Genomic DNA, 22,072 nt, shown 5'->3' on the forward strand with positions numbered 1-22,072 from the left:
TGGAAAATACCCACAGCATTTTATATACTATTCCTTTGTTTTTGGATTAAAAATCAAGGCCATGCTATAGCCAAATACTATTGCAGCAGTAATACCTCCAGCCGCTCCTTTTATACCTCCAGTAAATGCTCCTATCAGTCCTAGCTCATCAACTTCCTTCTTTACACTAACAGCTAGTGTGTTCCCAAATCCAGGCAATGGTATTGTTGCACCTGCCTTACCAATATCTATTAATTTGTCATATAAACCAAATGCGCCTAATATAACACCAATTGTAACAAAACTGACGAGTATTCTCGCAGGTGTTAGCGTTGTCTTATCCATTAATATTTGAGCAATAACACAAATCATACCCCCTATTATAAATGCCGATAAATAATCCATCATCTACTCTGACCTCCAAACTCTATAGAAACTGCATGTGCTATTCCTGGAATAGTTTCACCCTGTTGATACGATGTAGTGCTCATGAGAGCACCAGTTGAAACCAAAAGTACTCTTTTGAATTTACCCTTAAGCATATTCTTATAAATATATCCACTCGTTACTACAGCCGAGCATCCACATCCACTTCCACCACAATTCACATTTTGTTTTTTTAAGTCATATATTTCTACACCACAATCAATATATCTGTTCTTAATATCATAATTATATTCTAATAATAGCTTTTCAGTAATTTCTTTACCATGTTTGCCTAAATCGCCAGTAGCAATTATATCATAATCACTTGGCTTACGCCCCGTATCTTGAAGGTGCTGCTTAATAGTATCAACTGCTGCTGGTGCCATCGCTGCTCCCATATTATTTGGATCTGATTCACCATAATCTTTAACTTTTCCTGTTGTAACATAAGATATGTATGGGAAATTTCCATTTCTCCCTAGAAGCATTGCACCAGCTCCTGTTACAGTCCACTGCGATGTGGGAGATCTTTGACTTCCCATTTCAAGTGGTGTTCTAAACTGTCTCTCGGCTGTTGAAAAATGTGAAGAAGTAGCCGCCAAAGCATAATTGGCAAAATCTCCAGCTATAATCATAGCAGCTAACCCTAATGATAATGCCATTGTAGAACAAGCACCATAAACTCCAATATATGGTATACTCAATGATCTAACTGCAAAATTTGAAGCAGTCAGCTGATTTAATAAATCTCCTGCTATAAGATAATTTATATCATCTTCCTTTAAATTGGCTTTCTTTATGCATTCATTTATAGCTCTATTAGCTATACTGCTCTCAGCTTTCTCATAACTTTTTTGTCCATCTGTATCATCTTGTAAAATTATATCAAAATAATCTTTTAATGGTCCTTCACCTTCCTTAGGTCCAACTACACTCATTGTTGAAATTATTTTAGGCTTATTTTCTGTGCAAATAGTTTGCTTTCCAACTCTTTTAATCATAAACTCACACATCCTTGCTAATTTACTTTACAACTAACCTTAAGAAATAAAATAGTAAACTATCCCAACAATAACGGAAGAAGTTACTCCATAAACTAATACAGGTCCAGCAATTATAAACATTTTCGCTGCAACTCCAAAAACAAAACCTTCTTTTTTGAATTCCATAGCCGGTGAAACAATAGAATTTGCAAAACCAGTTATTGGTACAACAGTTCCTGCACCTGCATATTCTGCTATCTTGTCATATATACCTATTCCTGTTAGAAACGCGCCAATGAAAACCATAGTAATTGATACGTAAGCTCCTAACAAATCATTTGGTACTCCTAGTTTACAATATAGATTATTAAACATTTGACCTATATCACATATGATTCCACCAACAATAAAAGCTCTTACACAGTGTATTAATAATTGTGGTTTAGGTTTATCATTTTCTGTCAATCTCTTAAATTCTTTTTTTAACTTATTCTCATTAATATTCAATTTTTTATTTCCTCCATAGTACTTTAACTTTATTTATTCTCCTTGTAGTATTTTCTGCAAAAAAAAAATTTTTAAACACATAAAAAAAGGATACATTCAGTATCCTATCCACTTAACATATCCCTCATCTCTTTTAAAACTTTCTTTTCTATCCTAGAAACTTGTACTTGGCTTATACCTAAAAAATCTGCTACCTGAACCTGAGTCTTGTCTTTAAAATACCTTAAAATTATTATCTGCCTTGATCTTAAATCTAAATCTTTCAGTATTTCTTTTAATGCTATTTTATCAGTCATATCTTCATCTGTATCAGCATTATTGCTTATCTTATCAATTAGTAATACAGGAGAACCGTCATCTTGATGAATTGTATCATATAAATACTGTGGACCAAGTGCTGCTTCTAAAGCAAGTACTATATCCTCTTTATCTATTTTTGAGTATTTAGATAATTCTTCAATTGTAGGCTCCCTCCCAAATTTATTTCTTAAATCTTCTTTCATATAATATAACTTTTTTGCAGTATTTTTAACGCTTCTACTAACTTTTATAATACCATCATCTCTTATAAAACGCCTAATTTCACCCATAATCATTGGAACCGCATAAGTTGAAAACTTAACATTAAACTTTGGGTCAAAATTATTAACCGCTTTTACAAGTCCAATACACCCTATTTGAAAAAGATCCTCATATTCGTATCCTCTATTTAAAAATTTTTTACAAATAGACGTAACTAAAGGCAAATTTTTTTCTGTAATTTTATTAAGAGCATCTTTATCTCCATTTTTCGCCATATTAATAAGTTCTAAGTTATCCTCATATTTAATACTACATTTTTGTTCTGAATTTTTCTCCATAATTACTCACCCAACTCACTGTCCTATAGTTTTTATTAAAGTAACAGTAGTTCCACTTCCACTCTCAGACTCAACCTCAACATCATCCATAAACGTTTCCATTACAGTAAATCCCATACCTGACCTTTCTAAATCTGGTCTTGAAGTATATAATGGCTGCATTGCTAATTCAACATTTTCTATTCCTTTTCCTTTATCTGATATAACAATTTTTATCTGATTTTTATTAATCTCTGCTTCTATTTTAACGATTCCTTTATTATTGCTATATCCATGAATAATAGCATTTGTAACAGCTTCTGATACTGCTGTTTTAATATCTGAAATTTCTTCTAATGTAGGATCTAATTGTGTGGCAAAAGCCGCAACAGCTACTCTCGCAAAACTCTCATTTTCCGATACGCTTAAAAATTCTAATTTCATCATGTTCTGATACATGCCTATCCCCCCACTAAATATTGTTAACTGCTTGTTCAAAACTGTTATAAGAACTAATAATTTTATACATACCTGATAATTCAAATACCCTATTCACAGTTCCCCTTACATTTACAACACACACCTTACCTCCATCTGAAGAAAGTTTCTTGTATCTTCCTATTACAACACCTATACCCGAACTATCCATAAATGTTACTCCAGAAAAATCCATTATTAACTTCTTTATTTTTTCCCTTTCTAACCTGTCATCTATTCTGTTTCTGACCTCCTGTGCACTATGATGATCTAGTTCACCATTTAAATGTACAATAAGCTTATCATCTATCTTTTCAAAATCTAAGTACATATCGTTATGCCCCCTTATAACAATTATTTTCAGGATATAAGTGCAACAATCACATGTATATATTTTCATTACTATATAATCTATTCTATGCATTCTAAGTTTTTCCTTCTTAAATAAGCATACTTATTTGTATATTATCCAACTTTTATAATATTAAACATAATTATTGCAAAAATTTTATCAGCATTAATACATACAATTTTCAGTTTCTAAGGCATTTGAAAGAAAATAACAAGTCAAAGATGCGACGTATATTTTGTGAAATACAAAGAGTTGGGTTCCGCTGATAGTAGGTCCTATCAACGGGTTCCGACGATGAAGTAGTTCGCAAAATAGACTAGCATACTGACTAGTTATTTTTTTGAAAATGCCTAATACTCATCAAAATCACAATTTATTTTGATAATTATCAATTCTCTTCTGTATTAACTCTATTTCTCTATCGCTTAGTGAAAAATACTCATATATTTCATTCTCATTTTCATAGTTTTGAGTAAACATATCAGGTAAAAAAAGCTTCATCAAATTATTAGGGTAGTATTCAAATAAACTTTCTCCAAGCTTCTTTGCAAATGTTTTAAAATAAAACTCATATAATCTACTGTTCAATAAAAACAATAAAAAATCATATGAATAATTACTTTCTTCCTTTAAAACTAATGAATAAACATCTGCACTAAAATAATTCCTTTTATCCATCGCAAATCTATTAGTATCTGATTTATATGGGAAAATAATCTTGTTCTGTTCGAAAATATTCATATCTCTTCCCCACTGTAATTCATACCATTTTCTATATCCTCTTATGCATTCTCGCCTATTCTCTAACCTATGTCTCATACGTTCTATATATTTAATTGCTTTTGGAAACTTTTCCTCTTCATCAATCATATTAGAATAAATCAAATATTTTGATGAAGCAGTTATGTTATACTTTTTTATGTTACTGCTTTTTATCCACGGTTTAATTAATTCCTTCTCAATGTTATTTTCTGATATTATTTCATAATCAACTATGAATATTTTATCACAACCCGTAATTATTCCTTGATAACTCATACATATATCATTTAACGTAAATGAACATTTATTTTCTATCTTTTTTATGATATTTCTCTCATTTTCATCAATAAGAAGCCATGCTTTACTGTTTAATTCATCACTTTTAATATAAAATCGTTTGCAACTATCATCACCCTCAATATTTATGTGTTTAAAAAACTCTTTCTTCTTTGCTTTATTATGTGATGGTTTAATTATTTCAATAATCTCATTTTTTATTTTCTCTTTTTCTAAAAATACTATAACAATGTCTATTCCAAAACCTTTAAATGGTCTTACACCATAAAAATCAACAATTTTGCTTATACTACTATTTTCTTTTATATATTTTCTAAGTTCTATTCCACTCTGTGCTTCTATAAAATACCGTGATGTTATAAAGCTTAGTTTTCCCCCATATCTCAATATTTTTAGACCTTTTTGAAAGAAACAATATGAAATATCTCCTTTATCTTTGAAAACATTATTATATTTCTTTTTTAATGTTAAAGAATATTCTTTATCAATTAGCTTATGACCAATATAAGGAGGATTTCCTAGAATAATATCAAAAGATTCGTTTTTAACATATAGTAAGAAATCTATATTTTTGAAATTATCTGAAACAACTCCGCTCTCAACAAATAAATCTATCATTAAAATATGTAACGCTATTCCATCAACATCAAATCCATATATATTATTCTTTACTATATGGAAATTAATATTGTCTTTATTCAATTTTAAATTGTGTTTTTTATTTATAATCTCTAGATTATCAGTATATATATTTTTTAAGTATCTATAACATGGAATTATTATATTTCCAACACCACACGCAGGATCACATATTTTTAAAAATGGATTTTCAATAATATTCTCTTTCGAAATTGTATTCATAATTAAATAGTCTGTTAATTCAATAGGAGTATACACCGTTCCCTTCCTGTTTTCATTTTTTATTAATTCAAAATAATATTCTCCAAAGCTTTTTTCACTAATACCTAGTTCTTTTTTGTTATTTTCTATTGCGTATAATATAAATCTATAATCAATATTAAAAGCAAATAAATCTCGTATTTCTTCAATTTTCTTCAAAAATAATTTCATCATATTATCAATCCATTCATTTTATCAATTTGTTTAGCAAAGCTAATTCGCTATCAAGCACATTATATCAACATTGTGCAAACGTTAAAAGTAAAAACATCTATAATAAAAATTTTACTATAGATGTTCCTATTAATATATATTTAATTAAACTAATCTAAAATATTATAACATATAATAAATGTGCAAAAATACCTGCGGACAGTCCGCCTATTGTGTGACTTAATATAGCTTTTCCTGTTAATTTTCTGCAACCTAATGTATCCATCATTGCAACATGGGTGCTTAAATATCCACTCCAACACATACCCATTGCTGTGAAAACTGCTATTTCATTTCCGCCAATCAAACCTTGCTGTAAAAATTGTGGTACCAAGCTAATAGCAGCACCAACAGCACCTAAAGCAGTTATAGGAAACGCTATTGCCTCAGCATGTTTAAATCCAAATAGAGGTTTTAAAATAAATGAAAGCTTATTACCTAACCATGGAAGTGCTTTTACGCCTTCATATGCCGCCCCAGTATACGTTCCATCCACCGAAGGTCCCTTTGTAAGCATCAATACAAATGTACAAATTATCAAAACTCCTGGAATAATAGCTAGTCCCATTTCAACTCCTGTCTTTCCACCTTCAAGCAGCGATTCAAGCAATCTTGCTCCTATATTTCCTTCTCTAATTTCCCTGTACTTTATTATATCAAAATCATTATCACTCTCTTCACAAGCTTTTGCTTCTGTACCATATTCCTTCTTAGTATATCTTAACATTAATCTTACACTAACAATACTACCAACAATAGCTCCTAAATTTCCTATAAGAGCTGGAACAACAAAACTTTCACCAATAGGTGATTTTTGAGCAATCATAAATGTAGTCACTATAAGTCCCATTCCAAATGCCGTTCCTAAATTAGTTAATGCTGGAAGCTGATATTTTTTAAAATACTTTCTAAACCCTTTATCTTGAGCCAATGTTATTATTGTAGGATTATCAGATAAATATGTCGTAACTATTCCTAAAACAGCAGAGCCTGGCAAATCATACAATGGTTTCATTAAATATGACAATACTTTGTTTATTATTGAAATAACACCAAATTCAGATAAAAGCGCTGCAATAGCTCCTGCTATAACAGCTATAGCCATTATAAAAAAGACTGTATTCAAAAGCAAATCATGAGCTGTATTCATTAGAGTGTTAAACATATTAACCGTTCCCATTTTACTACCAAGTACTACAAAAAATCCAACAAATAGTATTAAACAAATAAATCCTTCTATGCTAATCGCTTTTTTTATGTTCTTTCTATTACTCATGACAAATCCTCCGGCTTAGATTAACTCATTTACAAGAGTAAGAATTTCATCTCTCATTCTTCGTCCCTCAGTAATATAATTTTTACATTTATTCTTAATACTCATTTTATATTCTTCATCCTTAATGCTTGTTAAATTAATATTTACGTTTAATACAGCCCCCTCTATTGCAGCTTGTAACATTAATGCAGCTACACCTGCATCCGAAATAGCATTTTTGTTTCCTAATTTAACTGCAGTATAAATATGCTTATACATACCAAATGCCTTCTCAGCTACTTCAAAAGGTACTTCCAATGCTGCTTTATATGATTCCTGTATTTTTAAGCTTCTAATCTTCTTTTCCTCATCTGTTGATTTTGGAAGTTTAAATGCTTCCATTACCTTCAAGAATACTTCTGTATCCCTATTCATTAATTCTAAAAAATCATCTTTTGCAATTTCACTGCTTTTCTGAGAGGCAATAACATTGTTTTTATCCTCTTCACTATATGTATCATATTTCTTTTTTCCAATAGTCAAATTAAACACCATTGAACTTAATGCACTCGCAATAGATGCAGATAAAGCTGCTACACTTCCACCTCCTGGTGCTGGAGCCTTTGAAGCAAGCTCATCAGTAAATTCTCTAACCGTTTTTTTATCCAACATATACAAACCCCCTACTTAAATTTTTACTTAGATTATATTAAAATTAGATGGGAACTATATAGTTCCCATCTAATTATTTACTATCAAAGTATAAATGTCAACAGAATATTTCTAATTTTCTTTATTAACTACAACATTTCCATTCTTAATAACATAGCGTATAGCATTTATACCAAAATGATATATTAAATAGTCTAAATTCTTACTATCAAAAACACATATATCTGCCTTTTTACCAGCTTCAATACTTCCAATTACATTTTCTCTTTTGATAGCACATGCTGCATTAATAGTCATTGCATTTATTATTTCCTCTGGAAACATCTTCATCCCAAAACAAGCAAATGTCATTACAGTTTGTAGTGATTCTGTTGGTGAAGTACCTGGATTACAATCAGTCGCTAATGCAATTCCCACTCCTTCATCTATCATTTTTCTTGCCCTTGCAAAGTTATTAAGCATAAGATAAAACGATGTACTCGGAAGTAACACTGCCACCACATTATTATCTGCTAAAGCCTTAATCCCCTCATCAGAAGCTGCTACCAAATGTTCAGCCGATACGGCATTAATTTCTCCTGCTAATTCAGCACCTTTAATCGATTCAACTTCATCAGCATGTATTTTTATATCTAATCCCATTTTGTTACCAGCAACTAGAATTTTTTTTGCTTCATCAACTGAATAAACGCCTTCCTCGCAAAAACAATCTATGAATTCTGCCAAGTTTTCATCTTTAACAGCAGGTATCATTTCATTTATTATTGTATCAATATATTTCTTTCTATCGTTCTTATATTCCTCAGGTATAGCATGAGCTCCTAAAAAAGTAGATACAATATCTATTTTATGAATCTTATTCAAATACTTATTTACTTTAAGCATCTTTAATTCAGTTTCAATATTTAATCCATATCCTGACTTGCTCTCAACAGTAGTAGTACCGTGTTCTAGCATTATATCCAATCTGTTTTTGGCAGAACTCACCAAAGATTCAAATGAAGCTTTTCTTGTTTCTCTAACAGTACTAAGTATTCCCCCTCCATTATTCAATATATCTATATAACTTACATTCTTAAGTTTCATGGATAACTCTTTTTCCCTTGAACCACCATAAACAACATGCGTATGACAATCAATAAGCCCCGGTGTTACCGTTTTACCTTTTCCATCGATTACTTCAATATTGTCATCAACATATTTTTTATAGCCATCTCCATTACCCACCTCAAAAATTGTATCATCTTTAATTACTATATATCCATTCTCAATAATTCCGGCATTCTGCATTTCTTTTCCTTTTTTGAGGTGGCTTCCTTTACAAGTTACCAAGCAATCTATGTTTTTTATAATTAATGACATAACCCCACCACTTTTCTTATTCCATTATTCTTTTTTCAAGAATTTGATCCATTGAAAAATTCTCTATTTGGAGATAGTATTCAGCACATTGTATTAATGATGCCATTGGCACAAGCCCTATAACTTCACTTCCAATTACAGGTACACCATATCTTTTTGCTTCCATTTTTATCATTTCAAATGCTCTATAAACAGCTGTCTTTTCATAATTCACCAAATTCATTGAAACTTGAACAATATTTCTATCCTCTAATTTTACCCCCATTGCCTTTACAAATCTCAATCCACCACCAATATGTCTTACAATTTTAGCTATTTTATCTGCAATTTCAATATTATCCGTACCTAGATTTACATTAAATGCAACTAATGGCACTCTAGCACCAACTGCAACACATCCACCTTTTACATTAACTTCTTCCGGACCATAATCTGGTTTCCAATCGGGATCTTTTATCTTTTCAAAGAAACCTTCATATTGTCCCTTTCTAACTTTTGCCAAGTTTTCTCTAGTTTTCTTTTTTGCAGCCTTTTCGTACAAATAAACAGGAATATTAAATCTATCACCTATAGCTTTACCAACTTTATTTGCTATTTCAATACATTCTTCCATTGTAACATCACTAATTGGTACAAAAGGAACAACATCCAATGCACCCATCCTTGGATGACCGCCTTCATGCTTAGTCATATCGATATTTTTATATACTTTTTCAGCCATATCAATAATTGCTTCCTGTAATTTTTCCGGTTCACCTATAACTGTTACAACTGATCTATTGTGATCAGCATCTGAAGAATAGTCAAGCAACTTAACGCCTTCCCTTCCTCTTAATGTATCAACTATTTTCTCTACAACTTCCAAATTCCTTCCTTCGCTAAAATTTGGAATACATTCAACTAATTTAGCCATAATAAAATCTCCCTTCTTAAATATTTATCAAAATAATAATCTAACTTTTTGCTCCACATTATTTAATAGTTTACCACTTTTAATTAGCTCGGTACATTTATCTAATTCTTTATACATAATTTTATCATTTTCTATGAATTCAACTTCTTCTCTTATTACATTATAAGCTTCTTGTGTACCACATCCAAGATTAAATCCCTCACGAAAATCTATTGCTTGACATGCTGCCATCAATTCTGTTGCCAAAACTCTTGTTGCATTTTCAACAATATCTCTAGCCTTTCTAGCTGCAATCGTTCCCATACTAACATGATCTTCCTGATTAGCAGAAGATGGTATAGAATCAACAGAAGCAGGATGCGCAAGAACTTTATTTTCAGATACTAAAGCTGCAGCAGCATACTGAGTAATCATAAAACCAGAATTAAGCCCTCCATGCTTTACTAAAAAAGGAGGTAAATCATTTAATTGAAAATTAATCAATCTCTCTAATCTTCTTTCCGAAATATTAGCTATTTCAGCAGCAGCAATTCCAAGAAAATCAAATGAAATTGCCATAGGCTGACCATGAAAATTACCACCTGATATTACATCACCTTCTTCAGTAATTATTGGATTATCAGTTACTGAATTTATTTCAATTTCTACTTTTTCTTTAACATAATTAATTGCATCCTTACTTGCTCCATGTACTTGAGGTACACATCTTAAAGTATATGCATCTTGAACCCTTAATTCTCCCTGCCTTGTTATAAAACTACTTCCTTCGATTAAATTCAATATGTTCTTAGCTGTATCAATCTGTCCTTTATGTGGTCTTACTACATGTGTTCTTAAATCATATGCATCCTTAATTCCCCTAAGTGCTTCTAATGTTAAAGAAGCTGCAATATCAGAAATTTTAATTAGATTAATACTATCATATAAAGCTAATGCTCCTACAGCTGTCATTACTTGTGTACCATTTATAAGTGCTAATCCTTCTTTTGAAGTCAGTTCAACAATACCGATTCCAGCTCTTTTCATTGCTTCTAATCCACTAACTCTTTCCCCTTCATATTCTGCCTCACCCTCACCTATCATAGGTAAAACCATGTGTGCTAGAGGTGCTAAATCTCCCGATGCTCCCAATGAGCCTTTCTCTGGAATTATAGGATGTACTCCTCTATTAAGCATTTCTATTAACGTATTCAATGTACTTAGTCTTATTCCTGAATATCCTTTTGCAAGGTTATTTATTCTGAGCAACATAATAGTCCTTGTAATATCAATTGGAAATACCTCTCCTGTACCACAGGCATGAGACACAATAAGATTCCTCTGAAGCGTTTTACAATCATCTTGAGAAATTGTAACATCTGCAAATTTTCCAAAACCAGTTGTTATACCATAAACAACCCTATCATTTTCAACTATATCGTCAACAATTTTTCTAGATCTTTTAACCCTTTCTTCTGCTTCTTCATCAAGTACCACTTTATAACCGTTTCTCACTACATTAATCAAATCATCCAAAGTTAAACTATTACCATTAATTTCAATATACTTATCTTCCAATTCTTTCCCTCCTCATACATATCTAATAACCCCAATATTCTATATATTCTTTATTTTTTCATAATAACCTTCTTTTAAAACAATCTGAATATTTAGAATTTATTTAATGTTTTAGCACTTTACTTAAATAAACATTTGTGCAATTATACCATGATTTTTGAGCATATGTCAAAAAAGATGTTGACAAATACCTCTTATGGGTATATTCTAGTGTTGTATTTACAATTGCAGTTTATGATTCAAATTTTCTAGTTGTAGTATTATCTATTTATTGTTTTATATTCTCTGTTCTTCAAATATTAAATTCTATTTATGTAAAAACTAATATTAGTAATAAATATTTTTACAAAGGAGATATGCCATATGGAAACTTACGAAATTTTGATAATAGGTGGCGGTCCTGCCGCAATAACAATAGTTAAAAATCTTAAGGGCAAAAAGAAAACTGCTATAATAAGACCAGAAGATCATTCTATGATTTATTGTGCAATGCCTTATGCAATAGAAGGTATTCTATCTTTAGAAAAAACATTGAAAAAAGATAAACTCGTTACAGATGCTGGTGCAACACTAATAAGAGATAGTGTTACTAAAGTTGATTTTGAATCAAAAACTGTAACAACTGAAAAAGGTAACTCTTATGGATATGAAAAACTTATTATTTCAACTGGTGCTAATCCTATTTTGCCTCCTATTGAAGGAACAAATCTAAAAAATGTAATGACATTCAAAACTGAAAGCGATTTAAGATATATTAAAAGCATTGTTGATAATGGATTAAAAGAAGCTGTTGTAATCGGCGCTGGAGCTATAGGAATTGAATTAGCACAAGCACTTAACAAAGTCAATGTGAAAACTTACTTAATAGATATGGCTTCTACAATTTTACCAAATATGATGGATGAAGATATGATTGTTTCAGCTCAAAAGCAATTAGCCGAATCTGGAGTATTGTTGTACTTAGATAATAAAGTATCTTCTTTAAAGGGTTCAAACTACGTTGAAGAAATTATACTCGAAAAAGGTAATATTAAATTTGAATCTGAACCTTTGGTTGTTTTCGCTGTTGGAATGAAACCAAATATTGATATATTCAAAAATACTAAATTAGAATTATCTAAAAGTGGTATTGTAATAAATAACAAAATGGAAACAAATATTCCTGATGTGTATGCTGTTGGTGATTGTACAGAATACAAAAGTGCTATCACAGGTGATGTCATATTAGGTAAACTTGCTACAAATGCTGTTCCTATGGGAAGATTATTAGCTAAGAACTTATTAGGAGAAAACAGAACATACTCTGGTTTTTACAATGGAGCTGCAACAAAAGTTGTTGATTATTTTGTTGGTAGCACAGGATTATCAGAAAAAGCTGCTAAAGATAAAGGATATGATATTGTAGTTGGAAAAGCAAAATTCACAACTACATTCCCAATAATGCCTTTTGCAAAAGACGTTGAAATTAAACTTATAGTTGATAAAAATACAAAGAAAATATTGGGTGGTCAAGTTGTAAGCGGTGAACCTGTTACAGATAAAGTTGACCAAATTACTATGGCTGTTCAATTTGGAATAACAATTGATAAGTTGACTCAATTTAGTTATTCTTCTCAACCTTATCAATCATTCTTCCCTGCTAATAATTTGCTTGTCCATGCTGCAGAACAAATAGTAAGCCAACTGTAAGTAGAAGGGACTAGGAGAAAATGTACTAGGGTTGCTCTGACTAGGTCACAATATGTTTTGGCGACTAGTGATTGGTGATTAGTGACTTTGTTTAGTCTCCAGTCTCCAATCTCCAGTCTCTAGTACAAATTTGTAACTTGAAAACCAGTATCTTATTAGGTACTAGGTACTAGGAGGAAAAAGAAGGTACTAGGGTTGCTCTGACTAGGTCACAATATGTTTTGGCGACTAGTGATTGGTGATTAGTGACTTTGTTTAGTCTCCAGTCTCCAATCTCCAGTCTCTAGTACAAATTTGTAACTTGAAAACCAGTATCTTATTAGGTACTAAGTGCTAGGGAAAAAGAAGGTACTAGGGTTGCTCTGACTAGGTCACAATATGTTTTGGCGACTAGTGATTGGCGATTAGTGACTTTGTTTTAGTCTCCAATCTCCAATCTCCAGTCTCCAGTACAAATTTGTAACTTGATAGCCAGTATCTTATTAGGTGCTAGGAAAAACAAGATTGCTAGGTTGCCAGAGGGCTAGACTGCTAGTACAGATTTGACATTTGTATGCCAGTATCTATTTGAGGTACTAGGTACTAGGTGCTAAAAAAAGGTACTAGGAATTCAAAGCCATATACAATCTATTTTTTACTTAAAGCAGGACTAAAATTTGATGAAGAAGTTTTAAAAAATTTAAAGAATAGTGACCTAAGTGGGCTGGGTTTTAAAAAGGGCAATCGCATCAATATAATACCTATTTATAAATTAATTGTATAATTTTCTAATTTGAACACATTTAATTCATAAATAGGTTTATTTATGTTTGCATTGTGTTACTCTTCAAAATATTTAAACAATTAGATGTAAAAGACCAGAAAAATCATATCAATTTTTTGAAAATGAAGTTCTTATTTCATTCCTAGTACCTTCTCTAAATACTTAGTATCTAAAGCACAATTAATCATTTTACCTTTAATACCTAACTTTAATGTTTTTTCACCAATTGTTCTTTCGGATTTAATCATAGCTATACTGCTTAAGTTTTTCCACTTATCCTTTTCCTTTAACCATTCAATATTGTTTTCTATATAACATTCACGTTTTTCTATTCTTCCATGTCCTTTATCATAAGTAACATGATACTTATTTTCATTTTTTAACTTATTTTTATCTTCTTTTAAAACAGTTTCTTGAAAATAAAGCTCTACATCATTATGTACAATTTTTCAACTCAAGTAATTTAAGTAGCTCTGGAATTGCTATTATCTCATTTGATTTTTCATCAACTTTAATTTGTCCTAGTGCTAAAGAATTTAGGTTTGACCAGGCACTAACTACATGAATTGGTTTCTTTTCATTTATTTTATCGTGTGATCTTCTTAATGTTTTTCCATCTAATGCTACAATATCTTTGTCTATAAACTCACGTATACCATTGACCCAATCTATAAATGTCTTGTGGAACTCCTTAGGGTTTATATTTGAAAATACTCTTCCAAATGTATCATGTGATGGTATTCCGTTAGGCAATTCTAAAAATGTTTTAAGCCATTCTTTTTTAGCATTTCCGAATTGTTCTATATACTTCCAGCCCTCGCAACCACATAATGTTTCTAGTACTGCAATTACCAATATATCTATTAATTTATGATCTATTGCATTACCTTTTCTATAATCTTTTACTTCTTCTAAATTTTCTACTAAACTTTTCATGATAATATTTCTCCTTTTGTCAGATATGCTTTCAATATTATCATAATATTTATTTGTTTGTCACCAAGATATGATTATTTTTGACGTGTTTTTATTTCATTGATATGAATTACTCTTACATAATATCTCTAAAGCCCTTGACTGTAAAGGGTTTTAGATTAACATTTCGTATGCGATTGCCCTTGTATTTTGGCCTAATTCTATTGCCTATAAAGTTCTCATCGTCTCTATATTCCAATCCAAAACACGCAGCAGACATTAATGAGCTCATAATGCCATACTTTTCACATATTAAAGACAACGATGAATGAATGCAATCAAAGTTTGATTTTTTATGCTTTATCACAAAACTCTCCACTATAAACGCACCTTTCACTTTTATACTCATAAACATTTCTGTTTAATCTATAATTTAAATTAACATTGATATCCATTAATTTTTCATATACTGTGTTCTCTTATAATCTGGTAATAAAGAAAATATCTTTATTAATTTTAATAATCATTCATATTTAAATTAAAACGTGTGGGATATTAAGGTAAAACGCCTTAAATAATAGTTACTTTTGCCTAAATACTCTAATAGTATTTACTTATACTATTAACTTAATTATTAATAAATGTGCGTACTATTGCATGAATCCTTTTTATTAGGTCATTTATCGCAATCTGATTTTATAAAAGGGAATTATACTTGCATTGTTTCTTAACTTTCTATATCATATGTCGATTGTAATGAATTCGTGGATATAGTATTGCCAGCATAATCCTTAAACCAAAAATTCCACAAAAATTTTCTAATATACTAATATCAGTTTATAATTTCTTTGCAATAAAAATACCATATTCCTTTTTGATTTTTATGATACTCTCAGCATTCCTATGTTTATCATAAAAAGCTATCATATTTGGTCGATGACTAATATCCAAATTTGCCATAGATGCCATAGAATATATATAATCAACCAGATCCTCCGTATTACTTACTTCAAAAGAATCTTCATAATCTATCCGCTTTACTGTCGGAAAAAATGTAGATAAAGTTTTTTTACCATTTTGTAAGGTAAATGAGATGTTACCTATGTCATTCGTGGTTAATTCCATCTCCCTAAGCGTTGAATTTATATATTTGGAAAATCCATTTTCACCAAATGTCGCTGCATAAAAAACTCCATTTTTCTTTAAAACACGCCATATTTCTGATATAGCTTTCTTCAAATCTGGAACATGATACAGCATAGAATTAGCAATAACTATGTCAAATGTCTCCTCTAAAAACGGAATATTTTGAGCATCAATTTTCATTATCTCTACTCTTTTTTGATTAAAATATCTATCTTGCATATATGTGATCATTCCATCTGAGAAATCAGACAAAACTAGCGAAGAATTTTTTCCAATGTATTCTATTCTTCCATCCCATAAATCACCCTTTCCACTACCTAGTTCCAGAATTCTACATCCATTAAAAAACATATACTTTTCAAACATCCATTCAGTAAAGCCTTGTTTATTTGTACTATACTTTTCATGAAATGTTTTGTGTATATCTAGCTTAGAAGTATCTTTATACTGTCTCTTAAGAATTTCATTATCTCTCATTTTACTATAATCCATTATCTTTATCCCACCTCTTTAAAATTTCTATGTACATTGCAACTTAATTGCAAATAATTTCTTATAATCAATCACTCTCATATAATTTTCATTTCACTTATATTGTAAATTTTTTTCGTTTAATATTAGTAAACTAAGTTTCAAACAGTTAACTCACGCCTCACTATTTCAGCTAACATTATTGTTATAAGACAGCCTAAATAGCAACATGTAAGACAAGAAAGTTTGCAGCAAATATAGTACTTTGGTCATAAAAATTTGCAGTTATTAAAAGCATCATAGATTGGCAATAAAATTACCAATCTATGTAAGGCACCTTATGTAAGGCACCTGACCCCTTTCAAAAATTGGAAATGAAATAAACAATTTTTGTTGCTTTTTTTACTTATAATCATTCATAAAGTTATCCTACCTTTCTTGAATAAACTAAAAACAGAATCATCGTATTGGTTCCTATCACCGCTTAAAAAATTACTATTTATTTTTCGAATAAACCCAAAACAGAATACTATCTGTTAGTCTTAAACAAAACAACGCATCTTCAACTGTTGGCAATTCAATAGTATTCTCATTCCTATGGGTCCCATAATCAGACATCATCGAGTAAATCATATAAATTGTCTTTGTCTTAGTCAGCTTTCCATCTTTATTTTCATTGAAAAAATCTGCTAAATCTTCTTTTTTCAGATCTGACTTAAGTGCCCTATCCAAGTCAGCGACTGATGCAGTTGCATTGTCTCCGCTAGTATTAAAGACACCCCTCATCCACTTTGCGAAATTTTCACTCCCCTTATATTTTGAAAATATACTTACAATACATGTCCTACATGATTCAATACAAGCCCCTGAATGGCCTTGTGTATAAGCATCAATTGCAGATTTGTAAGCATCATATACTTCTATATGGTTACTTTTTATCCATGACTCAACAGAAAACATCTCACTTACTCTGGCAAAATCACTTTCCATGCAAGCAGAAACTTTAACTTTATTACATTCAATGGCTATACTTAACCCTAAAATCTTGTATAGTTTAGCTAACTCTTCAAAGTCTTGATCGCTATATTCAGAAATATATCTTACATTAAAAGATTTAGTTATTTCTTTTAGAAGATTAATAATATCCTCACGCCTTTTTTCCTTATATAAATCCGAAAAAATACTATCTAAACCTAGAAATACATCGTATTCCTCGTTATCATTCTCAAATTTCTGCGCATAGCCTTGATTGTAGAAACACGGCACTAGGTAGTCTATATATTTTTTGTAAAGATCATTAAGTCCTACACATTTTAATCTTGACTTAAATTCTGAATTTTTCCTTATAAAAAAGCCTGGTCTGCTAACAATTTCTGCAATTTTTGAAAGAATTATTTCTTTATCATCCATTTTTTCACCCCATCTAATATTCAAATATTTATTGCTTTTTCAAAGTTGGTAAAAGCGACACTAACTACTCTTACCAATAATCATTATCACCTTCCATATCATGAAGCCAATAATCCATAAACAGTATCATCCCAACAACTCACGTATCTTTTCCGTAAGTATGAATTTTCTTGTCTCATAGAATTTTTCAAAGTTTTCTATTTCAAGTGATTCGCCTTGCGGAATCATAGCCTGTTTACAAAATTCAACCTTTTGCTCGTCATTCATATAATTATAATAATCCACGAGGCCATATCATTTTTATTACCATTACTTCTACCTTCAAGTAAATGTAAACTAGGTAGACAATTACGCATTCCACGCCATCTTTTCCACTCTTCCATGCTAACAGTTATCGGTTTGCTGACATTAAATCTGTTGTCTGGATGTAAATGATCTTGCTTCTTTTTGATGAACTCTGTATAATAAGCAATCTGTACATCATAACTACTAGCTATTCATCGCTATCAGTAGAAACACGCCAATAGCTACAAAGATTGTTCGTTTCACTTCCAATCTTTGTAAGAGGTCAGGCACCTTACAAAAACTGGACTGCAGTTTTTGTTGCTAAAAGTTAAAAAATACTTCCTTATCTATTTTCAAAATATCACCCACCTCGCACTTGCATAGACTTCTATCTAATTATATTTAAGTTTATAACAATTATATAAATATCCATATTTATAGTTTTTCAATAATTCTTTTAAACAACTCTTCTTCATTATGTATTAGAATATTGATTTTATTATAAATAGCATTTAAATTATCTTCTTTTTTAGAATAAGCGCTTTAACAATTAAAAAGCTTAATTTATACCATTCCTTTAATAAAATTTCTGATTTTCTATAAGATATAAAAATTCATTGTTTCTATCTTCAGCACTAAGTCTCATCAAACTTTTGTTTAATAGCTTTCTACTTGTAAATACTTCAAAAACTTTAAGTCTATAATTTAAATCAATCATTTTTTCTTTATAGTATTCTTTATAAATATCTATTAAATTAGGAATATAATTATTAACATTCTTAATACATCAATACCGATATAAGTTTCCCTTGTCCCCCCATTTTAATACCACTTTCATCTATATTATTATTAGAGTGGATATCTAAAATAAAATAATTATTATATACTTTTTTCCATCCGCTATATATTACTTCTTCATCTAACCAATTATGATATAGTTCTGATAGAAAATTTGGTATAATACCATTACTTAGGCAATTTAAAATAAATAACAAGTCAATTTTAAATTGCTATCATTTATTTTAAATTATACCATTTTACTTATAATTTATAAATTGATATTTAACATAATTACACATAAATGTAACTTTGAAATTAATTTCAACTGAATTTAAGTATAATTCCCCCTTTCCCCAAAAATAATTTCCTATGGTTTATTTTACAATAAAACCACCTTTTTACATTTGCTTGGTGTCAATGTAACAAACCACTTTCCAATTTTGCAGAAAGTTCCATCATTCTTAAAATGTTATCATGGTTTTTAATTTCATTATGAATTTATTTGAGATTATCAAAAATTGCATCTGTTTCTGGTATTTTCTTTAAAGGTTTTGTTTTTTGTACCTTTCTAAGTGTATATCTCAATGCATTAATTTTATTGTTTAGTGTCTGATTTGTTGGCAATTCTTCATCACAATATTTTTTCTGTACAATAAGTTGCTTCCTTATTTCTGCAACTGAAAGTCTTGTATATAGCCTTGCTGTTTTGAAACTAGGGTCTGTTTGACTTTGAAAATCTACTATCTCTTTTATATCTATCAATAGATTAGTAAGCTTTTCTTCAATTGGCTTACGCCCTCTCTCATTGAACTTATCAACTATTTTCTGTTTACTTTTTAACTCAAAAGTTCCCTTTCTTATAGTGTCCCTACTAACTCTAAATTCTTTAGCAATAAATGATTGTCCACCTTTTCCTTTCATTTTAGATAATTCTGCTAATACTATTCTTTTATCTGAACCTTTCAGTTTATTTACGCTTTTTATAAAAATATTTTTGCATTTTCCAAATAAATTATGTATCATGTTATTAATATCCCTTTTGTGTTTATTTTTGTTTTCTAGTGATTACAATTAAAACACATTTTGAAGGGATATTTTTATTTTTCTGAAAATCGACTTGTTATTTTTTTGTTATAGCCCTACTCGCAGACATCAGCATAACTATAGCAGTATAAAGGATTACACAAATCACTATCCACTTCAATACCTCTAAAGGAAGTGATTTAACAATGTATGCTGCTATGATTACACCTACACTACCTCCTATTGTAATTGCCATTGAAGCCTTCCTATCATATGCACCTTCCTTAATAAATTTGACTGATGCAACAGGCATTAAAAATGCACATGAACCCATCATTATTGGAAAAGCAGCCTTTGGAGACATTCCTAAAAAGAATATCAATGCCATGCATGGAGCATATAGTCCTATACCAGCAGTCATTAGTGAACCTAATACAAAATTTGCAATAACTGCAAATACTAGCTTACCTCCAGTTAGTCCAATTGAATTTCCGCCGCTTGGAAACCACCCCATTTCACTTGCAAACATTAAGAATGCGGTTGCAAGTAGTGCTATCCCCATTACAACTTGTATTTTCCTTTCAGGTAATCTTGCAACAATACCAGCACCTATCCAAGCACCTAATACAGCCGCTACTAACATTGCAACTAATGTTACTGCTTCGACTTTTATAACTCTCATAAATATAAATGCTTCCATTATAACTGGAATTGTACAAGATACATTTAATGTCCCTGGTATAACTCTATCATGCGTTTGTTTAAATCCTTTTAAAAGTGCCGTAGTTGGTGCGAAAGAACCAATTCCTAATGTATCAAAAAAATTTGTTATAAAGCCTATAACACCGGTTTTAATCCATGAGTTGTCCTCAAGTCTATTTTTATGTTTCATAAAGTCTCTAATAAATATACTAGCAAACCACAAAGTCAATATTCCTAAAATAAACATCAATACAGTAATCAAAGTATTCAACCCACTTTCTTCTTTTGTTTTGTATAAAGCACTTCTACAATAGTATTTGCAATGTAGTGAATATTAAAACCTATTTGTTCGATATTAATACTATTCTGAAAAAATCATTGTTTTTTATATAAAAAAAGAGTCCACTAAAAGTAGGCTCTTTTTATTCTCTTAAACAAATTTTCTTTAATTCTTGTTATAGCGTTATTATTTTTTCTCAATACCCAATACTTGCTTAAATATTTTAGCTGTTTTCTCTAAATTCTCAATATAATTTGGTGCCAAAGGCTCAATCATCTCTGATTTGCCTTTAATTTCATTTGCTATAATTTTAGTCTGACTACTATCTATTTCTGCCTGATAGAAAATAACCTTTATGTTATTCTTTTTAGCTAATTCAATAGTCTCTTCTATGACTTTGGGTGTAGCTTTCTTACCATTTCTCTCAAGTGCTATCATATTAAGACCATAGTCATCAGCAAAATATCCAAAAGAAGGATGATATACTATAAAAGTTTTGTTGGGTAAATTTTTTAATGAATCTCTTATTTCACTATCTAATTTTTTCAATTTATCAATGTATTCATTAGCGTTTTTTTCGTATGTATCTTTATGTTTAGGATCTAAATCAGATAAGTTTTTTTCAATAGTATTTATCATAACAATAACCCTTTTAGGTGACAACCATATATGAGGATCTCTTTTACCCTCACTAAACTCCCTATCCTTATAAACCTTTCTGACCTCATCCTCTAAATGTACTATCTTCATAGAATCGGATAATTCTTCTGCTTTTGGTAAAATATTAGCTTTTTCAGTTGGTACACCTATTGAAAAATACAATTTTGCCTTACTAAATTGCTCCATAAGTTTTGGAGTTGGCTGATAATTAGTTGGGCTATTTCCTGGGGGTATCATAGTAATAACTTGAACTAAATCTCCTCCTACAGCCTTAATAAAAGTACTTTCTGGTACAATAGATGATGCAATTATAATTTTGCTTGTTTTTATATTTTCTTTTTCAGATTTAATTGTTCTGTTAGAACATGCTGATAAAGTCCCAATTAAGAAAATCATTATTAAAATAGCATAAATTTTCTTCATATACACATAATTCCTCCTTGAATGATATTGC

The 22,072-nt window shown here is 30.3% G+C and carries 20 protein-coding genes and 1 pseudogene; 1 reads left to right on the top strand and 20 read right to left on the bottom strand.

The genetic code is table 11. From position 1 onward, the window contains the following. Window positions 1-27 precede the first annotated feature (27 nt). The 12 genes from spoVAE to hutH all read right to left on the bottom strand — a co-directional run bounded on the left by spoVAE (window position 28) and on the right by hutH (window position 11,494). Entirely contained in the window at window positions 28-384 is a 357-nt protein-coding gene (spoVAE, locus tag CLTEP_RS04465) for a stage V sporulation protein AE (RefSeq protein ID WP_066823376.1), read from the bottom strand. After that, window positions 384-1,406: a stage V sporulation protein AD gene (gene spoVAD, locus CLTEP_RS04470; RefSeq protein WP_066823216.1), complete on the bottom strand. Its 1,023-nt coding sequence runs from the start codon at window positions 1,404-1,406 to the stop codon at window positions 384-386. Before spoVAD ends, spoVAE begins: the two co-directional genes overlap by 1 nt. Window positions 1,407-1,445: 39 nt before the next feature. Further along, window positions 1,446-1,895: a stage V sporulation protein AC gene (gene spoVAC / locus CLTEP_RS04475; protein ID WP_066823218.1), complete on the bottom strand. Its 450-nt coding sequence runs from the start codon at window positions 1,893-1,895 to the stop codon at window positions 1,446-1,448. Window positions 1,896-1,999: 104 nt separating this feature from the next. Then, a complete protein-coding gene (sigF, locus tag CLTEP_RS04480; protein WP_066823220.1) occupies window positions 2,000-2,755 on the bottom strand; it encodes an RNA polymerase sporulation sigma factor SigF in 756 nt (251 codons plus the stop codon). Between the two features lie 15 nt (window positions 2,756-2,770). Further along, window positions 2,771-3,193: an anti-sigma F factor gene (spoIIAB, locus tag CLTEP_RS04485; protein ID WP_066823222.1), complete on the bottom strand. Its 423-nt coding sequence runs from the start codon at window positions 3,191-3,193 to the stop codon at window positions 2,771-2,773. Between the two features lie 13 nt (window positions 3,194-3,206). Continuing rightward, window positions 3,207-3,542 carry an anti-sigma F factor antagonist gene (gene spoIIAA / locus CLTEP_RS04490; protein WP_066823225.1) on the bottom strand — a complete coding sequence of 112 codons (336 nt, stop codon included), beginning with the start codon at window positions 3,540-3,542 and terminating at the stop codon, window positions 3,207-3,209. A gap of 387 nt (window positions 3,543-3,929) precedes the next feature. After that, complete coding sequence (locus CLTEP_RS04495) at window positions 3,930-5,693, bottom strand: Eco57I restriction-modification methylase domain-containing protein (protein WP_066823379.1); 1,764 nt, start codon at window positions 5,691-5,693, stop codon at window positions 3,930-3,932. Between the two features lie 157 nt (window positions 5,694-5,850). Then, window positions 5,851-7,011 (bottom strand): CD0519/CD1768 family membrane protein, encoded by a 1,161-nt coding sequence (locus CLTEP_RS04500; protein ID WP_066823228.1) that lies wholly within the window; start codon window positions 7,009-7,011, stop codon window positions 5,851-5,853. Between the two features lie 15 nt (window positions 7,012-7,026). Next, a complete protein-coding gene (locus CLTEP_RS04505; protein ID WP_066823237.1) occupies window positions 7,027-7,662 on the bottom strand; it encodes a cyclodeaminase/cyclohydrolase family protein in 636 nt (211 codons plus the stop codon). Between the two features lie 111 nt (window positions 7,663-7,773). Then, a complete protein-coding gene (gene hutI / locus CLTEP_RS04510) occupies window positions 7,774-9,024 on the bottom strand; it encodes an imidazolonepropionase (RefSeq protein WP_066823240.1) in 1,251 nt (416 codons plus the stop codon). Window positions 9,025-9,040: 16 nt separating this feature from the next. Next, the gene (gene ftcD / locus CLTEP_RS04515) at window positions 9,041-9,937 is read right to left on the bottom strand and encodes a glutamate formimidoyltransferase (protein ID WP_066823243.1); all 897 of its coding nucleotides are present in this window, start codon (window positions 9,935-9,937) and stop codon (window positions 9,041-9,043) included. A 27-nt stretch (window positions 9,938-9,964) separates the two neighbouring features. Beyond that, complete coding sequence (gene hutH / locus CLTEP_RS04520; RefSeq protein ID WP_066823247.1) at window positions 9,965-11,494, bottom strand: histidine ammonia-lyase; 1,530 nt, start codon at window positions 11,492-11,494, stop codon at window positions 9,965-9,967. Window positions 11,495-11,857: 363 nt separating this feature from the next. On the opposite strand from hutH, the gene CLTEP_RS04525 reads away from it, so the two are divergent. Then, complete coding sequence (locus CLTEP_RS04525; protein WP_066823250.1) at window positions 11,858-13,183, top strand: FAD-dependent oxidoreductase; 1,326 nt, start codon at window positions 11,858-11,860, stop codon at window positions 13,181-13,183. A gap of 1,198 nt (window positions 13,184-14,381) precedes the next feature. Here the strand turns inward: CLTEP_RS04525 and CLTEP_RS04530 are convergent. The 8 genes and pseudogenes from CLTEP_RS04530 to CLTEP_RS04555 all read right to left on the bottom strand — a co-directional run bounded on the left by CLTEP_RS04530 (window position 14,382) and on the right by CLTEP_RS04555 (window position 22,041). Next, window positions 14,382-14,882, bottom strand: a complete 501-nt coding sequence (locus tag CLTEP_RS04530; RefSeq protein WP_066823253.1) for an ISAs1 family transposase — start codon at window positions 14,880-14,882, stop codon at window positions 14,382-14,384. Window positions 14,883-14,997: 115 nt separating this feature from the next. After that, complete coding sequence (locus CLTEP_RS14620) at window positions 14,998-15,228, bottom strand: hypothetical protein (protein WP_153016278.1); 231 nt, start codon at window positions 15,226-15,228, stop codon at window positions 14,998-15,000. Between the two features lie 470 nt (window positions 15,229-15,698). Beyond that, a complete protein-coding gene (locus CLTEP_RS04535) occupies window positions 15,699-16,499 on the bottom strand; it encodes a class I SAM-dependent methyltransferase (RefSeq protein WP_084364639.1) in 801 nt (266 codons plus the stop codon). A gap of 474 nt (window positions 16,500-16,973) precedes the next feature. After that, window positions 16,974-17,888, bottom strand: a complete 915-nt coding sequence (locus CLTEP_RS04540) for a hypothetical protein (protein ID WP_066823256.1) — start codon at window positions 17,886-17,888, stop codon at window positions 16,974-16,976. A 126-nt stretch (window positions 17,889-18,014) separates the two neighbouring features. After that, entirely contained in the window at window positions 18,015-18,155 is a 141-nt protein-coding gene (locus CLTEP_RS15145) for a hypothetical protein (protein WP_201786586.1), read from the bottom strand. Between the two features lie 1,299 nt (window positions 18,156-19,454). After that, window positions 19,455-19,976, bottom strand: a pseudogene (locus CLTEP_RS04545) (ISAzo13-like element transposase-related protein); the annotation flags it as partial. Window positions 19,977-20,073: 97 nt separating this feature from the next. After that, complete coding sequence (locus CLTEP_RS04550; protein WP_066823261.1) at window positions 20,074-20,940, bottom strand: sulfite exporter TauE/SafE family protein; 867 nt, start codon at window positions 20,938-20,940, stop codon at window positions 20,074-20,076. A 204-nt stretch (window positions 20,941-21,144) separates the two neighbouring features. After that, window positions 21,145-22,041, bottom strand: a complete 897-nt coding sequence (locus tag CLTEP_RS04555) for a metal ABC transporter solute-binding protein, Zn/Mn family (RefSeq protein ID WP_066823385.1) — start codon at window positions 22,039-22,041, stop codon at window positions 21,145-21,147. Window positions 22,042-22,072 lie beyond the last annotated feature (31 nt).

This window comes from Clostridium tepidiprofundi DSM 19306 (assembly GCF_001594005.1).
Classification (GTDB): domain Bacteria; phylum Bacillota; class Clostridia; order Clostridiales; family Clostridiaceae; genus Clostridium_AC; species Clostridium_AC tepidiprofundi.

Excerpts from the sequence above, each read along its gene's own strand:
- spoVAD (WP_066823216.1), bottom strand. The coding sequence starts at position 1,406 with ATGATTAAAAGAGTTGGAAAGCAAACTATTTGCACAGAAAATAAGCCT.
- CLTEP_RS04535 (WP_084364639.1), bottom strand. The coding sequence starts at position 16,499 with ATGGATTATAGTAAAATGAGAGATAATGAAATTCTTAAGAGACAGTAT.
- spoIIAB (WP_066823222.1), bottom strand. The coding sequence starts at position 3,193 with ATGTATCAGAACATGATGAAATTAGAATTTTTAAGCGTATCGGAAAAT.
- ftcD (WP_066823243.1), bottom strand. The coding sequence starts at position 9,937 with ATGGCTAAATTAGTTGAATGTATTCCAAATTTTAGCGAAGGAAGGAAT.
- spoVAE (WP_066823376.1), bottom strand. The coding sequence starts at position 384 with ATGGATTATTTATCGGCATTTATAATAGGGGGTATGATTTGTGTTATT.
- CLTEP_RS04500 (WP_066823228.1), bottom strand. The coding sequence starts at position 7,011 with ATGAGTAATAGAAAGAACATAAAAAAAGCGATTAGCATAGAAGGATTT.
- CLTEP_RS04495 (WP_066823379.1), bottom strand. The coding sequence starts at position 5,693 with ATGAAATTATTTTTGAAGAAAATTGAAGAAATACGAGATTTATTTGCT.
- CLTEP_RS04540 (WP_066823256.1), bottom strand. The coding sequence starts at position 17,888 with ATGGATGATAAAGAAATAATTCTTTCAAAAATTGCAGAAATTGTTAGC.
- hutI (WP_066823240.1), bottom strand. The coding sequence starts at position 9,024 with ATGTCATTAATTATAAAAAACATAGATTGCTTGGTAACTTGTAAAGGA.
- sigF (WP_066823220.1), bottom strand. The coding sequence starts at position 2,755 with ATGGAGAAAAATTCAGAACAAAAATGTAGTATTAAATATGAGGATAAC.
- CLTEP_RS04525 (WP_066823250.1), top strand. The coding sequence starts at position 11,858 with ATGGAAACTTACGAAATTTTGATAATAGGTGGCGGTCCTGCCGCAATA.
- CLTEP_RS15145 (WP_201786586.1), bottom strand. The coding sequence starts at position 18,155 with ATGAATGACGAGCAAAAGGTTGAATTTTGTAAACAGGCTATGATTCCG.
- spoIIAA (WP_066823225.1), bottom strand. The coding sequence starts at position 3,542 with ATGTACTTAGATTTTGAAAAGATAGATGATAAGCTTATTGTACATTTA.
- CLTEP_RS04530 (WP_066823253.1), bottom strand. The coding sequence starts at position 14,882 with ATGAAAAGTTTAGTAGAAAATTTAGAAGAAGTAAAAGATTATAGAAAA.
- CLTEP_RS04555 (WP_066823385.1), bottom strand. The coding sequence starts at position 22,041 with ATGAAGAAAATTTATGCTATTTTAATAATGATTTTCTTAATTGGGACT.
- CLTEP_RS04505 (WP_066823237.1), bottom strand. The coding sequence starts at position 7,662 with ATGTTGGATAAAAAAACGGTTAGAGAATTTACTGATGAGCTTGCTTCA.